Here is a 17,323-nt window from a genome sequence, read left to right on the forward strand (position 1 = left end):
CCCGCAGACGTGACGCGGCGTCGCTACGCGACGCTCCCCCGCGCTCCGCGCGGGAAGGCGGAACTCCGTTCCGCCGCCGTCCGATCGCTCCGCGATCGGACGGGATCCGGCTGACGCCGGATCACACCCCGTGCCAAGCCTGCTCCGCAGTCCAGGCACGGGAGCTGACGTGCCCTCCGGGCGCGTCAGAAAAACGGCAGTTGCAGGGGCTGGGTCTCTACGGTCTCGGTACTGACTTCCTGGATGGTCGATCACATGTCACCATTTTCGGACATCGCGTGTGCGTCACTTTGGCTCTACAGATATGTTCTGGGATGCTGGATAGGTACCCCTCCAGATGAGAACGGGTCGAACCATAGAGAGTGAATCGGTCTCCTGATTTCTTGTCTTCCTGTCTTGAATGACCCTCGAATTCGCTCCGTACGAGAGCGGGAGAAGAGATTCTCATGGCGATCGTGACGTTGCGTCCGCATCAGGTGGAGGCCGTTGATTCGATTCTCCAGGCTCTGTCGGATCCGCCTGGTGGCCGTATGCCCGCGGAGGGGTTGAGGACACAGGTCATTGCTTGTACGGGGTCTGGCAAGACCTTGATGAGTGTGGAAACCGCGGTCCGTCTTTCCGCCCGTAGGACGCTGGTGCTGGTGCCGACCCTGGATCTGCTGCTGCAGCAGGCTTCGGCGTGGCGGCGGGGCGGCCGTAGGGGTGCCATGGTCGGTGTGTGCTCGCTGCGGGCCGAGGAGAGCGAGGGCATGCCCTGTACGACCGACTCTGCGGAACTGACCGTCTGGGTGTCGGAGTTGGAGACCGTGACGGTGTTCGCCACCTACGCGTCGGTCGGGCTCGGGATTCTCCAGCGGGCACACGAGGCCGGCCTGCCGGTCTGGGACCTGATGGTCCTGGACGAGGCGCACCGGGTCAGTGGGGATGCGGGCCGGCCGTGGGCGGCAGTGCATGACCATCGGCTGATTCCGGCGGTGCGGCGGCTCTACATGACCGCGACGGCGCGTGTCTGGGAGGCGGAGGGTGACAGGCCGCGGCTGGTGGCGAGCATGGAGGAGGACTCTCCCGTGTTCGGGCCGGTGGCCTACAAGCTGCGACTTTCGGAGGCGATCCGGCTGGGGCTGGTGGCGCCGTATCAGGTGCTGTGTCTCGACATCCGCGATCCCGACCTCTACGCCGCTCTGACCAGTGAGGACACCGGGTCTGTGGCCGTGCGCGGGGCACGGCTGGCCGCCGTTCAGGCCGGGTTGATGCGCGCAGCCGTGGAGGAGCGGTTTAGGCGGGTGCTGGCGTTTCACAGTCGGGTGGGTGAGGCGGAGGCGATGGCGGTCGGGGTGCCGGCTGTCGCGGCCCGGCTCGCCGAGGACGACCCGGGCATGTTCCCTGCTGCGGAGCGGGTGTGGGCGGACTGGCTGTACGGCGAGCACGCTCCCCTCCACCGCCGCCGGGTACTGGATGAATTCGCCTCCGATTTTCTCGGAGGGCCTGAATTCGAGGGTCGGGATATTCAGGCCGCATTGCGTGTGTTGAGTTCCGTTCGGGTTCTTGGGGAAGGTGTCGATACGGCTGAGTGTGATGCTGTGCTTTTCGCGGATGCGCGCGGGTCGATGACCGATATTGTGCAGATGGTCGGACGGGCGCTGCGCATGTATCCCGGGACGGGGAAACTGGCCACGCTGATCGTTCCGGTATTCCTCGGGCCGGACGAGGATCCGAACGACATGCTGACCTCGAACTCGCTGGGCACCCTCACGAAGGTCCTCGGGGCGCTGCGGGCGCACGATGCGGAGACGATCGAGGCACTCGCCGATCCCCGTATCCGCAACAGTCGTCCCGGTATCGAACAGGACGGTGCGGAGGGCGAGTTCGAAGGCGAGGGCGAGGGCGAGGGCGAGGGGCGGGGTCAGGAGTTGCGGCGGGTGAGTGGAGCGGCGGCTGGGGTGTTGCGGTTCAGTGAGGAGCGGGATCCGTTCGCGCTGACGCAGTTCATCCGGCTACGGATCATCGACCCCGAGGGAGCGTACTGGCGGCGTGGTATCGAGGCCGCGACGCGATGGCTGCGCGAGAGCGGCAACGTCGAGCTGCGGGTGCCCTACGTTTTTGAGGCGCCGGAGGACTGGGGGGCGGTTAGCGGGTTTCCGCTGGGGCGCTGGCTGGCAGACGTGCGGCGCTACTACGCGGCCGGCACGCTGGAGGCCAAGCGTGTCGTGGAGCTCGAGGCGCTCGGGATGGTGTGGTCGGCGTGGGACACCGCCTGGGCCGACGGCCTCGCTGTGGCGAAGGACTACGCGGCCGTCCACGGGCACTTCCTCCCACCCACCAATGCCGTCTGGGGCGGCGGTAGCGGTGAGGGTGGTCTGGCCATCGGGACCTGGGCCAAGAACCAGCGCGCAGCCGCCCGCAAGACCCGTGTAAACGCCGAACGGCGCGCCGCCGGGGAAACAGGCGTGCCCTACACAGGCGAGCTCTCCGAGAGCCGTATGGACGCGCTGGACGCGATCGACCCGGGCTGGTGCCCCGCCTGGAGTATCGACTGGCAACGCTGCTTCGCATTGACGCTCGTGCATGTCCGGGCCGGCGGGGCGCTGTCTGGAGCTGCGGGTGAGGTGATCATGCAGGGCGAGGACCTCGGAGCCTGGAGTCGGGCGCAGCGGGCGGGGTGGGAGAAACTGACACCGGTGCAGCAGTGGCTCCTCGACAGCGTCCTCGGACTGGAACCGCTCACACCAGAAGAAGCCGCGGCGCAGCCGACACGGAGGACACAAGCAGACCGGTGGGCTATCCATCTCACCGCCGCCCGCCGATACCGTGCCCGCGAAGGCCACCTGAACGTCCCGAGAAAACACATCGAAGAACTGGCCGGAGAGGACAGCGAGAGCAGAACGTCTGTCCGGCTCGGAGGATGGCTCGACAACACCCGCAGAAGGGCAGACAAACTCACCCCGGAACGCCGAGCGGAGCTCGATGCGCTCGGTATGCGCTGGTGACAGTCGCGAGGTGGTGCGCGGTCCAGCGCATCTGTCCGCGTCCGCCAGCCCTGGCCAGGGAGCCTTCACCTGCCAAGGGTCGTTTGCGTCCGCTGGTTTCCGGATGGTGCCGTACCGGACGCCGCGTCCCTATCGTTACGCCATGACGGACGAACAACTACCTGCGCAGGTCTTCCCGAACCACTTTCCCGAGGCGGTGGACTCCCGGTCCGGGGTGCCGCAGGACAGCTGCGACTGCTTCAGCCAGGTTCGGGTGAGTTCCCCCGGCGCGGTGGCGTCCTTCCACGCCGAGATCCAGGACACCAGTGCTCCGGGCTGGCTCCGGTTGCTGGAGCTGATCGAAGAGGCGGCGGCCGACAGACGGGAGGAATTCCGCCCGCTGCCGGAGCTGAGCCCTGAGGAGCGGCGGCAGATCGTGACGCTGCCGAAGGCGATCGGACGGTTGACGGCGGTACGGACCCTCGTGCTGTACGGAAGCAACCTCGTCCGGATACCTCCAGAGATCGGCGACATGACGAGCCTGGAGCAGTTCAGTCCATACACTTCGCGACGGCTGCACTGGTTCCCGTACGAAATCACGCGGTGCGCTCGGCTTGCGCGCAGCACGGTGAGCACGCGCTCGATCTACGGCAACTACAAGCACCGGCCGCCCTTCCCGCGGCTCCTCCCGCCCGGCGATGCCGTCCTGGACCTCGGCAGTCTGGCTCCCTTCCGCTGGGGCAGCACCGCCGCCCGCACCTGCAGTGTCTGCACCGGGCCGATCTCGGTGACAGGCCCTCACCAGGCTTGGCTCTCCCAGGTGGTGGCGACCGACGTCCTGCCGCTATTGGTCAACGCCTGCTCCCAGGCGTGCCTCGACGCTCTGCCACCCGGGCCAAAGGGCTACATCCCTACAGCTCATCGTGGCGGCGCGATCGAACAGCCTCCGTCGCGTTGACCGTCGTCAGCCGGGCCCCGAGTCCTGGCGAAGCAGAGCTGGTGGCTGTCTTCGTACTGCGCCACCTCGCTGGGGGTCGGCGCGGTGGGTGTGCAGGCGGGCGAGGGTGTCGTCGACGGCCAAGGTGACACGGTGCAGGCCCAGCAAGTTGATCGACGTGTTCCGCGGCTGCCGCCCGGGCGCCTGGGGAGGTTGTCGCGACCGGTTCCTCGTTCCGCGCCGGCCTGCGCACGGCCACCTTCTGGACGGCCCGCCAGGTCGACGTGCACGGTGCGGCAGCGGCAGCGGTCGGCGGAGCGGCGGACAGGGTGGTCGCGAGGGCGGTGGTGACGGCGGCCGCCGTGGTGAGCAGGCGTCGGGTCAGGTGCATGACTACTCGTTCCCGCGCGTCGATGTCACGCCCGCGCCCAAGGGCCGTTACGCCACGCTGAAGGTCCGCGGCATCGTCGAGACCGGTGCGCAGGTCGACCGAAGGTCGCGGCCCCGGGCCTCCGCTGAACCGGCCTCGTTTCCCTGCTTGCCATGGGCGATCACCCCGCCGTACATTCCCTGCACCCGGCTTGTCCGGCCGCTTCGTCTATCCCCTTTGAGCACATGAGGAGCGCCCGGTATGACGGGTGTACTGGCGGTCGCAGGCGGCACCGCATCCGGCAAGTCCACCCTTGCCGAAGCCCTGTCGCTGCAGTGGCCCGAGAGCGTGGCGCTGGTCCATCTGGACGACTACTACGTGCCCGCGCACGACCCCTTGAGGGGTGTGTGGACGGTCAGTGCCGACGGGCACGCCGTCCTCGACTGGAACCATCCGGGGTCGATCGACGAGACGGCGGTGGCACACGCCGTCGACGCGGCGCTGTTGCGCCCCGGCGTGCTGCTGGTGGTGGTCGAGGGCCTGTTCGCGCTGTCGCTGCCGTCCGTGGTCCGGCGGGCGGCGTGGCGGGTGTATGTCGACACCCCCGACGACATACGCCTGGCCCGCAAGATCCTCCGGAAGATCGAGGTGCAGCGGCAGGACCCCCGGCTGTCCCTGCGCAACTATCTGCAGACCGGCAGGGACCGCCACGCAGCCCATGTCGCGCCCTCCCGGGCAGCGGCCGATCTGGTCGTGGACGGGACCGCGAGCGAGGCGGAGATGCTGGCGGCCGTCATGCCGCTGATCGGGCCGGTCCTCGCGCCGCCGCCTGCGGCGCCCTCGCGGGCACGGGGGGTGTGCGGTGTGACCCGTACTCCCGGGGTCCCGGTGTTCGCGCTGTGACGTGCCCCGGGGGCACCGGCCCCGGCGAGGGACTCCGCGTGATCATGCTTCCGGCGACACAGCCCAAGCTCCGGCGGGCTCTCAGGTGGATCACGACCGATCCCGGTTCACCTGCGGCCAGGCGAACTGCAGGGGCGGCATATGGCGGGATCGGGGGAAGGCCCGCATCCAGGCTCTCGTCCGCTTCGCCCGGCACCGCATGGGGGTGCGCTTCGGAACGCTCCGCGACGGCACCTTCTACGAACCGCGCACCACCGGAACAGCCACCGCAGACCACTCAGCCTTGATGAAGGGCATAGAGGCATCCCCCGCCCCTCCCGGTCTCAGCTGGTTCATACCGCTCTTCCCCGGGCCGTACGAGCCGGCTGATGGCACCGGGAACGAGGCACGATTCCTGGACCGCTCGCGGACGCGGTCGTGGACGGCCGAAGTACGCGTCAGCCGGCCCGAAGACCGACCGCCAGCGTCAGTTCAAGGACCCGGTGTGGCGATGCGAGATCGGGAAACAGCTCCCGCAGCTGCGACATCCGGTACCGGACTGTCTGGGGATGGACGAACAACGCCGCCGCCACCTCGTCCCGCCTGCCCTGGTGCAGCAGCCACGCCCGCAATGTCTCCTCCAGCCGCTGTGCGGTCGCGACAGGCAGGGTCCGCAACGGTGCGAGGGCTCGGGCGCGCAGGTCTGCGAACGCGTCCATGTCGGCGCTCAGCACCAGCTCGGGCAGGTGGTCCTCGGTGTCGCGAATGTCAGAGGAGAGGGAGCGCGCGCGTACGGCTCGTGCGTACGAGGCGGACGCACGAGTCCATGGCCGGGCCGGGCCGGCCACGGCGGTGCGGTCGGTCAGCTGCCGCAGGAGATGTGATCGGTCGGCATCGGGGACGAGCAGCACACCGGTGGCGTCCGGCAGATCGTCGAGGACGAGGGTGCCCGGGTCGAGCGCGCGGTAGGCAGGCCGGGCCTGGGCGGCGGGCAGCAGGACCGCGGTCAGTGAAACCGGAGGCTGCCACCCGGCCCGTTGGACAGAGGCCAGCAGCACGTCCGGGCTCGCGCCGGCGAGGAGGTCGCGGGCCAGGTGTTCCAGGTGGCGCTCGTGGTCCCTGCCCCGGGCGGCCAGTTCGTCGGCGTGGCCCGCGGCGCTCGCGGCGGAGAGCTCGTCGATGTAGGCGAAGGTCAGCTCGGCGAACTTGGCGACCTCGGCGGCGGGCAGACCTGCGGGTACGGCACCCGCTGCCAGGCATCGCCAGGCCACGCGGGCGCCGACGCGGTAGGCGCTGAGCAGGGCGTCCATCGAACGGCCGTCGCGCACCTCGCCGCGGCCCAGTTCGTAGGCTGCGTCACCGGCGTCGCCGCCTGTGGCGTTCCCGCTCGCGCGGTCCAGGTAGTGCCCCAGGGCGGTGCGGACGGCTCGGCGGATGGTGGCGCCCATGTGGCCCGCAAGGGCGTTTGCGTAGGGAGGGACCTCGTCGATGATCGCCTGGACGACCTCGTCGGCGGTGGTCTTCAGCGCGGCCCGAAGTGCGGTGACCGTCGTCTCGTCCAGGGCCAGTTCGCCGGCCCTCCGAATTGCATGGCTCACGTTTTGTTCCCTGCGAACAATTCAGTCGACCAGATTTACGTCCTGCGGTCAGGACTTTACGCCTTGAGGCGCAGCAAGCTGGGGTCATGACGAGTGCAGCCCTTCGCAGCAGGGCGTGGAAAGTGCTGGAGATGGTCACGACGCCGCTGCTGCCGTCGGACTACCTCGACCTGGTCAGCCCGCTGCGTGCGGGTGCTGACCTGCGTGGGCGCATCGAGGCCGTGCACCCCGAGACGGGGGACGCCGCGACTGTCGTGATCAGGCCGGGACGGGGCTGGCGCGGCCACACGGCCGGTCAGTACGTGCGGATCGGGGTCGACGTCGAGGGGGTGCGCCTGTGGCGTGCCTACTCCATCACCTCGCCGACAGACCGCCAGGACGGCCGCGTCACGATCACCGTGAAGGCGATCCCGGACGGCAAGGTCAGCAACCACCTGGTCCGCAGGGCGAAACCGGGCACGCTGATCCAGCTCGACCAGCCGACCGGTGACTTCGTGCTGCCGCAGGCCAAGCCCGCCAAGGTGCTCTACCTGACGGCCGGCAGCGGCATCACGCCCGTGATGGGCATGCTGCGCGATATCGAGTTCGACGACGTCGTCATGGTCCACTGCGCGCCGCAGCCGCAGGACGTGATCTTCCGCGACGAGCTGCACGGCCTGGTCGCGGACAAGAAGCTGCGGCTCACCGAGGTGCACACCGACACGGACGGCATGCTCGACATCGCCCGTCTCGGCGAACTCGTGCCCGACTGGGCCGAGCGCGAGACCTGGGCCTGCGGGCCCGCGGGCCTGCTCGACGCCGCCGAAGAGCACTGGAGCGAGCACGGCGTCCAGGAGCGCCTGCACACCGAACGTTTCCGCCCCGGCATCGTCGTCGCCGGCGACGGCGGCGAGGTCACGTTCAGCGCCACCGGCAGGACCGTCGACGCGGACGGCGCCACGCCGTTGCTGGACATCGGCGAGGAGGCCGGCGTGCTCATGCCCTCCGGGTGCCGCATGGGCATCTGCTTCGGCTGCGTCACGCCGCTCAAGGCGGGCGCCGTCCGCGACCTGCGCACCGGCGAGATCACCGAGGCCGAGCCGGGCGTCCTCATCCAGACCTGCGTGTCCGCCGCGGCGGGCCCCTGCGACATCGAACGGTAGGAGCACCTTGACCGCCATCGACCCCACCGCCCACCTGACCGCGGAGCAGATCGAGGAGCTGGGCCGCGAGCTGGACGCGATCCGCGACGAGGTGATCGCCGGCCGCGGCGAGAAGGACGCCGCCTACATCCGTAAGGTCATCTCGGCGCAGCGCAGGCTCGAGCTGGTCAGCAGGGGCGTGCTGCTGTTCTCGATCTTCCCGCCCGCGTGGCTGCTCGGCACCGCCGGGCTGTCCGTGGCGAAGATCATGGACAACATGGAGATCGGCCACAACGTCCTGCACGGCCAGTGGGACTGGATGCGGGACCCGAAGATTCACTCCACCACCTGGGAGTGGGATCACGTCTCGCCGTCCGAGCAGTGGAAGCACTCGCACAACGAGCTGCACCACACGTACACCAACGTGATCGGCAAGGACAACGACCTCGGCTACGGCATCATGCGCGTCGACGAGGACCAGAGGTGGCACCCGTTCCACCTCGGCCAGCCGCTGTGGAACTTCATCAACGCCTGCTTCTTCGAGTACGGCATCGCAGCGTACGACCTGGAGCTCGGCAAGAACCTGCACAAGCGCCGCCGCAAGAGCCCGGAGTTCCGCGCGCGGGCCAAGGCCGTGGGCCGCAAGATCCGCAAGCAGGTGCTCAAGGACTACGTGATCCACCCGCTGCTGTCGGGCCCGTCGTTCCTCCCCACGCTCGCCGCCACGTTCACCGCGAACCTGGTCCGCAACATCTGGACCCACTCGGTGATCATGTGCGGGCACTTCCCCGAGGGCGTACAGGTCTTCGAGCGCCGGTCGATCAGGGGCGAGACGCGCGGCCGGTGGTACCTGCGCCAGATGATGGGCTCGGCGAACATCAGCGGCAGCAGGGCCATGCACTTCATGACCGGCAACCTGTCGCACCAGATCGAGCACCACCTGTTCCCGGACCTGCCGAGCAACCGGTACGCCGAGGTCGCGGTGAAGGTGCGTGCGCTGTTCGAGAAGTACGAGCTGGAGTACGTCACCGGCCCGCTGCCCAAGCAGGTGTTCTCCGCGTGGCACAAGGTCTTCCGGCTCTCGCTGCCGAACAAGAAGCCCAAGGTCAAAACGCCGGACCGCGAGCAGGAGCTCGTCGCCGCCTGATCCCGGTATCGGTTCGGATCTCCCGGCCGTACCGGCGGCATCGCCGGTTTCGGTGAGATCCGTTGTCGAGGGGGAGCTCATGGCAGAGCTTGTGCGGCAGCAGGATGTGCATGCGTATGTCGGCTTTCATGCCTTCGGGTTGCAGGAGTCCGATGACGCGGATCTGCCGGTTCCCTTCCCGGACGACTTCAACCGGCGTGCGTTCCTCGGCACTCACCCGGGACGTCTGGACATCACCAGTGGTGGCCATACCCACACCGCCGCGGTCAGCGTCGAAGTGTGGGACGGGCCTCCGTCCCAGCAGGAGCGGGCCGGCTGGGACGAGAGGGCCGAGGCCGACTTCGAGTCGGCCAGTGGTCAGGTAGCCGTGTGGTCCATGTACACGGGCCGGATGGACGACCTGATCACGCTGGCGGATTCCGGTGGTTCGTGGCACGTCCGTGTCCACTGTGCAGGCCGGGCCGAGGCCGCAGCCCTGTCGGAGGGCGAGGGCACCGGCCACGGTGTGGAGCGCTACCTCGTGCAGTTCTGGCCCGTCACATCGTGAACCGGCTGCGGCGGGAGCGGCCGGTGCCAGGGCCGCTCCCGCCGCAGCACAGGTCAGGTGACGATCTTCACGATGAAGCCGTCGTCCATTCCGCCGATGATGCGGTTCTTGGCGTAGAAGCTCTTCAGGATGCTGCCGCCCGCCTGGTTGTCGTCGCCCGGGATCGGCTTCGCGGAGAAGTCGAACTCTCTTGCCTCCGGGTCGCAGTAGTGCTCAGCAGTCCCTTCGTACCGGCACCCGAGCGCGAGCCGAGGCATCCGCCAAGGCCGGCTGGCACTCTGCGGAGCCGCGTCCTCGGCGGCTCACCGCCCTCACGGGTGGCGAGCCGCTGTCAGAGAACGAACTGCCGGCCGGCCCGATTACGAGGTCTCCCATTCCGAGCGGGGACCCTTCTGGCCTGGTGCCAAGGGGCTGCTGGTCAGGAGGTCATTGGTGCTGGATTCCGAGCTGGTTCGCGGCGGCGTCCACGGTCTGCGCCAGCAGGACGGCGATGGTCATCGGCCCGACGCCGCCGGGCACCGGAGTGATCAGACAGGCGCGGGTGCGGGCGGTGTCGAAGTCCACGTCGCCGACGTTGCCCGGGTTGTATCCGGCGTCGATCACCACCGCGCCGGGCTTGATGTCCTCACCCCGGATCAGCCGGGGCCGTCCCACGGCCGCTACCAGGACGTCTGCTTCCCGGACGATCGCCGACAGGTCCGCCGTGCGGGAGTGGCAGTACGTCACCGTTGCGTTCTTGGCGAGCAGGAGCATCCCGGCCGGCTTGCCGAGAATCGGGCTGCGGCCCACCACGACGGCGTGCTTGCCGGCGAGGTCGACGTCGTACGCCTCCAGCAGTCGCATGATTCCGCCTGGAGTGCAGGACGCGAAGCCCGGCAGCGCGAAGCTCATCGCGGCGAACGAATGCATCGTGACCCCGTCGACGTCCTTCTCCGGGGCGATGGCCTCGAACGCGGCTCGCTCGTCGATGTGCGGTCCGCAAGGGTGCTGGAGCAGGATGCCGTGCACGTCCGGATCGCCGGACAGGCCGGCGAGGGTGTCGATCAGTTCGGCGGTCGTGGTGGTGGCGGGCAAAGCGATGTGCCGGGACTGGATGCCCGCCTTCGCGCACCGCGCCCGTTTCATGCGGACATAGGTGGCCGACGCGGGGTCCTCCCCCACCAGCACCGTCGCGAGACAGGGACTGGTTCCCCCACGCCGTGAGATCTCTGCCGCCTTGGCAGCAGCCTCTTCGATGATGCGTTTGGCGAGGTTGGTGCCGTCCATGAGTTGGGCCGTCCGAGTCGCGGACATCGTTGCCTCCAGGCATTGCCGACCACTCGCCCAGGCGCACGGCAATGACGTCTCGTCAGACCGCTCCCCGGTGGTGCTCCACCTCAGCGCCAGTCACAGCCCACGCCGCACTGTAGTAGACGCAGCATGCTCACACCGGTCAGCCAGGCGCGGTCGCGCCGGCGCCCGCCGTGGCGGGTCTTCGTGCCGCCGCCGTGGTACGAGTTGGTGCAGTCCTGGCCGTATTCCCAGCGTGTATCGACGTTGCGGGAAGCCTGCTCGAGCGTTCCGGAGCCGGACACCTGTGTGGCGGCGCGCTTGACGCGCGGGTGCCGGTTTCCGAACGGCCGGAGCGGGTTCCTCGGTCGGCAGGCCGTCCGTGTCGGGCCGATCGGGGCGGACGGGCCCGGCTGCCCGCGCGGGGTGCCTGCCTGCCGCCGGCTCGCGGGGCGGTCAGAGGTTGTCGCCCCAGCCTGACTGGATCATGGTCTGGAAGGCCCAGGTGCCGGCTTTGCGGATCAGGATGTCGGCGTACGTCATGTCGTGGGTCCGGTCGGCCGTGGTGACGGTGGAGTGGGTGAAGACCACGGCCATGGACGGGGAGAGGAAGACGGGGGTGCGGGTGTTGTCGAAGGTGATGTCCGCGGTGCCGTCCCCCATGACGTGGGTCATGGTGTCGATGAACCGGCCGCGGTTCCACTGAGCCGACCTGCCGTCGCCCGCGGAGTCGTCGCTGATCAGGTTGAGGGGGAAGACGGCCATGTCCGCCATCCGCTCGACGTCCGCCTTGGTGCAGTGGGCGTCGTACTCCTGGAACCAGGCGTCCAGGCTTGCGCGTTCCTCGGCGGTGGGGGTGTAGCCGGTCTCGGGCAGGGTCACGCGGGCTCCCGGAGGCAACTGTACTGATCAAGTTTGACTACGGAGCAGCGTAGAGCGGTTCGGGCGGTGGGGCAAACTCGGACGAAGGTGCGGCGGAAGGGTCGATACCGGTGCGGCCCGGGGGTTTTCGTACGCCTCGGTGCTGTCGAAGGTTCCGTTCGTGCGGGGAGGAGCGGAACGCCCGGACGGTGGCGGCGCGCGGCGGCGCCGGTGAGCGTTTCGCCGGCGGGCTCGCTGTCGTCCCTCACGGTATCCGCTCCCGGCCGGTGACGAACCGACCGTCCGTCACCAGCGCAGCAGCGTCAGCCCCGTGGTCATGCCGCCGCCGAAACCCGCGAGGAGGACGAGGTCGCCCGGGGTGAGGTGGTCGCGGGCTGCGGCGAGGGTGACGGGAACGGATGCGGCGCCGGTGTTGCCGTAGTGGCGCAGGGTGCGGTGGACGGTGGCGTTCGGCAGGTTCAGTTCCGGCAGCAGGGCGTCGATCATCCGGCCGTTCGCCTGGTGGGGGACGAAGTGGCGTATCGCCGTGGGGGCGACGCCGGTGGCGGAGAGGAAGCGGTGGACGGCGCCGGGCAGATGGTCCCTGACGAAGGTCTTCACCCCGTAGCCGTCCATGGTGAAGTAGTGCAGTCCGTCCTGGAGGGTCTCCTTGGAGGCGGGCATGCGGCTGCCGCCCGCCGGGACCTTGATCAGGTCGTGGTACTCGCCGTGGCTGGCCAGCCGCGTGGCGACGACTCCCCGGCCCTCGGTGACCGGGCCGACGACCACCGCGCCGGCGCCGTCACCGAACAGGGAGACGGTGCGCCGGTCGGCCGGGTCGATGATCCGGGAGTAGATGTCCACGCCCACCACCAGGGCGTGCCCGCCCGGCGGCACCATGCGGCGGGCGGCCTCCAGCGCGTAGACGAAGCCGCTGCACACCGCGTTGATGTCGAAGGCCGCGGCGTGCCGTGCCCCGATCCGGTCCTGCAGCAGACAGGCCGTCGGCGGCTGCGGGAAGTCCGGGGTGGAGGTGGCCACGACGACCAGGGAGAGCTGGTCGGCGCCCAGGCCGGCGTCGCGCAGGGCGGCGCGGGCGGCCCGTTCCGCAAGATCCGAGGCTGCCTGGTCCGGGTGCGCGTAGCGCCGGGCAAGGATCCCGGTCCTGGTCTCGATCCACTGCGGGGTGACACCCGCCGAGGCGGCGGCCTCCACGTTGTCGACCACCCGCTCCGGCAGATACGCGCCGCAGCCGAGGATTCCGCCCGCGGGGGCCGCGGGGCCGCTGTCGGCGGCCCAGGACGCGAGGGCGCACCCGCACCGGCAGTCGTCTCGGTGAGTCATCTCTTCTCTCTCCTCACGCTCTGCCGCTCACGGCCTGCTGCTCACGGCCTGCTGCGGCGGGCTGTGCCGGGGGGTGGTCTCCGCCTCGACGAACCGCCGGGGCATGATCCAGCGCAGCAGTGGTCCCGCCATCGCTGTCGTCACCACAGCCATCACCACCATGAGCGAGTACAGCTCCGCTCCGATGATCTTCATGTGCAGGCCGATGCTCAGTACGACGAGTTCGGTGAGGCCGCGGGTGTTCATGAGGGTGGCCAGCGCCGCGGCCTGACGGGCCGGCATCCTGTGCGCGCGGGCCGCGAAGAACGCGCCCGTGAACTTGCCGCCGATGGCCACCAGGAGGATCAGGGCCAGGTCGCCGAGCCCGTCCGCGCCGATCCCGGACAGGTCGACCTGGAGGCCGGCGACGAGGAAGAAGACCGGCAGGAGCAGCACGCTGCTCAGCTGCCCGATGCGTTCGTGGATCTGGGTCCGCAGGTGTTCGGTCCGCTCCCGGGGGATGACCACGCCGAACAGGAAGGCGCCGAAGATGAAGTGCAGCCCCATCCACTCCGTGGCGGCGGCGGACACCAGCAGGCCGGCGAGGATGCACGCGAGCCAGGTCTGGTTCAGCCGCGGGCCGTCGCCGCGTTCCGTGACGCGGCGCAGCAGCGGCCGTATCACGAAGAGCATGCCCAGGACGTAGGGCACCGCGAGCAGGATCCGCCACTGGTCCGGGCCGGCCGATCCGGCGAGGGCGACCACGCCGGCCAGCACGGACCAGGCCAGGACGTCGTCGATGGAGGCGCAGGCCAGCGCCACGGCACCCAGCGGGGTGCGGTCCAGGCTCCGTTCGGTGAGGATGCGGGCCAGCACGGGGAACGCGGTGATCGACATGGAGATGCCCATGAAGAGCACGAACGCGGTCCTGTCACCGGTTCCGTACTCGTCCATGAAGGACCAGGCCAGGATCGCGCCGAGGCCGAACGGCAGCAGGATGGAGCTCAGGGACACGGTGACCGCCAGGCCTCCCGAGCCGCGGATCAGGCTCTGGTCCCATTCGAGGCCGACGATGAACATGAAGACGGCGACGCCGACGGTGGCCAGGGCGCTGAGGAAGGGCCGGACATCGGTGGGGAAGAGATGCCCGGAGATCGCGCCGCCGAACAGTGTCGGTCCCATCAGGATGCCGGCCAGGACCTCGCCGATGACCGGCGGCTGGTCCAGCCGCCGGGCCACCGTGCCGAGCAGCCGTGCCAGGAGCACGATGGCCGCCAGGCCGAAGAGCAGTATCGATATCTGGTGTGCGTTCACGGGATCAGGCTCCGGCTCGCCGGATGCCGAGGGTCGGGGTGGTGGTGAGGTACAGGCCGGTGGCCGCGTCGTAGAGGTCGTTCGCGTCCATCTTCATCGGGGCCATGGACAGCGGGCTGTTGGGGCTGGCGGTGATGGCCTGCTGCCTCGCCTGCTCGGCCGCGGTGAGCAGTTCGCCCACCGGGGTGCCGTCGAGCTCTGCGGCGTCGTCGATGACGGTCTGGATGGGTGCGGTGCCCAGGCCGGCCTGGCTGCTGGCCTCGCGCAGGTCGGTGACGCCCGCGACGAGTTCGCCGAAGGCGGCGTCGTTGTTGTCGCTGTGCGGGGCGGGGGCGTCCTGTGTCTCGCGCACCAGGCTCTGCGCGAGTCCGAAGTAGGTGTCCTTGCCCATGTACTGCTGGTACACGCCGGAGACGAGGGTGAACAGGCGCTGGTAGGCGTTGCGGAACAGCACCTCGTAGAAGCCGAGCGCCTCCTTCTCCTCGACGTCGCCGTTGACGGTCGCGAGGATGGAGGCGGCGGACAGCATGCCGCTGTACATCGCCAGGTGAACGCCGGTGGACAGCAGCGGGTCCAGGAAGCAGGCGGCGTCACCGACGATGAAGTGGCCGGGGCCGCAGAAGCTGTCGGCGACGTAGGAGAAGTCCTGCTCGACGCGTACCTCGCCCTGCAGGAACTTCGCGTCGGCCAGCTGCTCGCGGACGGTGTCGGACTCGCCGACGAGGGACAGCAGCATCTGCTCGGTGGACTCGTAGTCCCCGCGCCGCTCCAGGAAGCGGGTCTGGTGGGAGACGAAGCCGACGCTGAAGCGGTTGTCGCGCAGCGGGATGATCCAGTACCAGCCGTCGGGGGAGGAGACGACGTTGATGCCGCCGGAAGGGGTGTTGGGCAGCAGCTTGCCGCCCTCCCAGTAGCCCCAGATGGCGACGTTGCGGAAGACCTCGTGCGGGCGGCGGTTCTTGAAGTGCTGTCCGGCGATCACGCCGGACCGGCCGGAGGCGTCCACGACGAAGTCGAACTCCGTCTTGCGCACGCTCTTGCGGTCGTCGGGGTGTGTCCACTCGGCGGCGACGGCGCGCTCGCCGTCGAACAGGACGCGCTTGACGGACGCGCCCTCGATCACCTCGACGCCCTGCTCCTTGGCGTGGTCGAGCAGCACCTTGTCGAAGTCGTCACGGTCGACCTGCCACGACCGCACGTCGGGTCCGAACAGCTGGGACCAGTCGATCGTCCAGTCCTCCTCCTTGCCCCAGCGCAGCAGGACGCCGGTCTTGACGGTGTAGCCGCGTTCCTCGACCTTCTCCAGAGCTCCGCCGAAGTCCAGGATGCTCCGGCAGGACGAGGCGATGGACTCCCCGATGTGGTACCTGGGGAACGTGTCGCGCTCCAGCAGCGTCACCGACAGACCGGCCCGGGCCAGCAGGGTGGCGGCGGTGGAACCACCAGGGCCCCCACCGATCACCAGTACATTCCGCGTCATAGTGCACCCAATCTTGGTATGGCGTATCGCCCAGAGGAGTTCTGAGTTGAATTCACGTGTGGGGGTGAGTGGCTTTCGCCATGAAAAACGAACCATTCAGGCCGACCCCGCCACAACCCCTACCGCCCCCTAGGAGCCCTTGACCGCCGGCCGAGAACGGAGAATTCCGTTTCTTCTTGCGTTGTGATTGCGGATGTTTTCCCGGACCCGGCCGTTGTGCCGCGGGCAGGGTGCCGGGGGGCGGGGTGCCGGGGGCGGACAGGCTGTGGCACCGAGGCGAAGGAGCAGCGGAATGCCCCTCCGGGCTCGCCTGTTGTGGACCGATCCATCGGCTCACGGTCCCCGGAGCGGTTCCTCACCGTGGGGCCTCGGCCGGGAGCCGGCCGCTCGAGTGGCGCCGGGACGCGGGCCGAGGGGGGCGGATGCAGGGGCAGGCCCGCCGGAGACGGGCCCTGGCGCGTGGGCCGCAGGGGGGAGCGGCCGGGTGCGCCGGGCGGGCCTTCCGGGTGCGGATCCTGGTGGATGCGCGGGGCCTGCCCCTGGAATGCCGAACGCGGGACCTGCGGGGTCCGACGCCGCCCAACGTCGCCGGCGGGTCTCCGAATTCCTGATCGGCACTACGAGAATTGAGCCACAGGACGGACCCGGATTCAACTCCTGGTGGCCCCTAGAGCCCCCTGCCTTGCTGCGGGATGTCCCCGGAATTCGTTTTAGGGGTTGGTGCACGGACGGGCCCTCCATAACTTGGTAATCGTCCATGACTTGAGGGCAAGGGGACAAGGTGACCGAGCAATCTTTCAAGCAGAGCCGTGATGTGGCCCAGTTCCAGAACTGGGGCCCCACCTATGAGGACAGCCGAATTCAGCGGATCCGGGACCGGATTCATCAGTCGCTCGTCGACTGGGTCGGCGAGCAGGGAGTCCGGCCGCAGAACGTGCTCGACGTGGGCTGCGGGACGGGTGCGCTGCTGCGGCGCGTCGGGATCCGCTTCCCGGACGCCGAGCTGACCGGCGTGGACGTGTCCCCGAGCATGGTGGAGACGGCACGCGCGAAGGTCCCCGAGGGGCTTCCCGTGACGTTCGTGCACGGGGCGGCGGAGCAACTGCCGTTCGAGGACGCGTCGTTCGACCTGGTCGTCTCGACGATCTGCTTCCACCACTGGCGCAGCCGCAACGAGGGGCTCGCCGAGATCCAGCGGGTGCTCAGGCCGGGCGGCCGCGTTTTCATCGCCGACCACTACGCGGTCGGCTGGCTGCGTCCGTTCTTCGCGGTGACCCGCTGCCGCGACCGGGTGCACACCCGCGAGGAACTGACCCGCATGTACGGCGCGGCCGGTCTGCGGGCGGACCGGTGGAAGCTGCTCGACCGGCTGGCGAAGCTGCCGTTCATCCACGGGATCGGCGCCGTCAAGCCGTGATCGGAAGCCATCCGGCACCGCCCCGTGGCGGTGCGTCGAGCGGATGACGAGGGGCCGGGGATCCTCACCGGCCCCAGCCGCTCTTTTCCTC

General features: G+C 69.3%; 14 protein-coding genes and 1 riboswitch. Of the genes, 7 read left to right on the forward strand and 7 right to left on the reverse strand.

Features of this window, described 5'->3' with window-relative positions; genetic code table 11:
- The first annotated feature begins 446 nt into the window (after positions 1–446).
- The 3 genes from OG410_RS00005 (at position 447) to OG410_RS00015 (ending at position 5,176) form a co-directional block, all read left to right on the forward strand.
- Positions 447–2,987, forward strand: a complete 2,541-nt coding sequence (locus tag OG410_RS00005) for a DEAD/DEAH box helicase (protein ID WP_329297114.1) — start codon at positions 447–449, stop codon at positions 2,985–2,987.
- Between the two features lie 142 nt (positions 2,988–3,129).
- On the forward strand, positions 3,130–3,924 hold the full coding sequence (locus OG410_RS00010) for a leucine-rich repeat domain-containing protein (protein WP_329297115.1): 795 nt from the start codon (positions 3,130–3,132) through the stop codon (positions 3,922–3,924).
- A 610-nt stretch (positions 3,925–4,534) separates the two neighbouring features.
- The gene (locus OG410_RS00015) at positions 4,535–5,176 is read left to right on the forward strand and encodes a uridine kinase family protein (RefSeq protein WP_329297116.1); all 642 of its coding nucleotides are present in this window, start codon (positions 4,535–4,537) and stop codon (positions 5,174–5,176) included.
- Between the two features lie 437 nt (positions 5,177–5,613).
- On the opposite strand, the gene OG410_RS00020 is transcribed toward OG410_RS00015, so the two are convergent.
- A complete protein-coding gene (locus tag OG410_RS00020) occupies positions 5,614–6,753 on the reverse strand; it encodes a PucR family transcriptional regulator (RefSeq protein ID WP_329297117.1) in 1,140 nt (379 codons plus the stop codon).
- A gap of 86 nt (positions 6,754–6,839) precedes the next feature.
- Between OG410_RS00020 and OG410_RS00025 the strand changes: the two genes are divergently transcribed.
- From OG410_RS00025 to OG410_RS00035, 3 genes are all read left to right on the forward strand, one after another.
- Positions 6,840–7,895, forward strand: coding sequence for a ferredoxin reductase (locus OG410_RS00025; protein ID WP_329297118.1), 1,056 nt, complete (start codon positions 6,840–6,842; stop codon positions 7,893–7,895).
- Between the two features lie 7 nt (positions 7,896–7,902).
- The gene (locus OG410_RS00030) at positions 7,903–9,021 is read left to right on the forward strand and encodes a fatty acid desaturase family protein (RefSeq protein WP_329297119.1); all 1,119 of its coding nucleotides are present in this window, start codon (positions 7,903–7,905) and stop codon (positions 9,019–9,021) included.
- Between the two features lie 79 nt (positions 9,022–9,100).
- Positions 9,101–9,568, forward strand: a complete 468-nt coding sequence (locus tag OG410_RS00035; protein ID WP_329297120.1) for a hypothetical protein — start codon at positions 9,101–9,103, stop codon at positions 9,566–9,568.
- Between the two features lie 53 nt (positions 9,569–9,621).
- On the opposite strand, the gene OG410_RS00040 is transcribed toward OG410_RS00035, so the two are convergent.
- The 6 genes from OG410_RS00040 to OG410_RS00065 all read right to left on the reverse strand — a co-directional run bounded on the left by OG410_RS00040 (position 9,622) and on the right by OG410_RS00065 (position 15,815).
- Entirely contained in the window at positions 9,622–9,825 is a 204-nt protein-coding gene (locus tag OG410_RS00040; protein WP_329297121.1) for a hypothetical protein, read from the reverse strand.
- 169 nt (positions 9,826–9,994) lie between these two features.
- A complete protein-coding gene (locus OG410_RS00045) occupies positions 9,995–10,861 on the reverse strand; it encodes a bifunctional 5,10-methylenetetrahydrofolate dehydrogenase/5,10-methenyltetrahydrofolate cyclohydrolase (RefSeq protein WP_329297122.1) in 867 nt (288 codons plus the stop codon).
- Between the two features lie 21 nt (positions 10,862–10,882).
- Positions 10,883–10,968, reverse strand: a riboswitch (ZMP/ZTP riboswitch).
- A gap of 325 nt (positions 10,969–11,293) precedes the next feature.
- On the reverse strand, positions 11,294–11,719 hold the full coding sequence (locus OG410_RS00050; protein ID WP_329297123.1) for a nuclear transport factor 2 family protein: 426 nt from the start codon (positions 11,717–11,719) through the stop codon (positions 11,294–11,296).
- Positions 11,720–12,004: 285 nt separating this feature from the next.
- Complete coding sequence (locus tag OG410_RS00055) at positions 12,005–13,042, reverse strand: 3-oxoacyl-ACP synthase III family protein (RefSeq protein WP_329297124.1); 1,038 nt, start codon at positions 13,040–13,042, stop codon at positions 12,005–12,007.
- A gap of 27 nt (positions 13,043–13,069) precedes the next feature.
- Positions 13,070–14,335, reverse strand: a complete 1,266-nt coding sequence (locus tag OG410_RS00060; protein WP_329297125.1) for a cation:proton antiporter domain-containing protein — start codon at positions 14,333–14,335, stop codon at positions 13,070–13,072.
- Positions 14,336–14,339: 4 nt separating this feature from the next.
- Complete coding sequence (locus OG410_RS00065) at positions 14,340–15,815, reverse strand: NAD(P)/FAD-dependent oxidoreductase (RefSeq protein ID WP_329297126.1); 1,476 nt, start codon at positions 15,813–15,815, stop codon at positions 14,340–14,342.
- A 781-nt stretch (positions 15,816–16,596) separates the two neighbouring features.
- Between OG410_RS00065 and OG410_RS00070 the strand changes: the two genes are divergently transcribed.
- Positions 16,597–17,232: a class I SAM-dependent methyltransferase gene (locus OG410_RS00070; RefSeq protein WP_329297127.1), complete on the forward strand. Its 636-nt coding sequence runs from the start codon at positions 16,597–16,599 to the stop codon at positions 17,230–17,232.
- The last annotated feature ends 91 nt before the right edge of the window (positions 17,233–17,323 follow it).

Source organism: Streptomyces sp. NBC_00659 (assembly GCF_036226925.1).
In the GTDB taxonomy this organism is placed as follows: Bacteria; Actinomycetota; Actinomycetes; order Streptomycetales; family Streptomycetaceae; genus Streptomyces.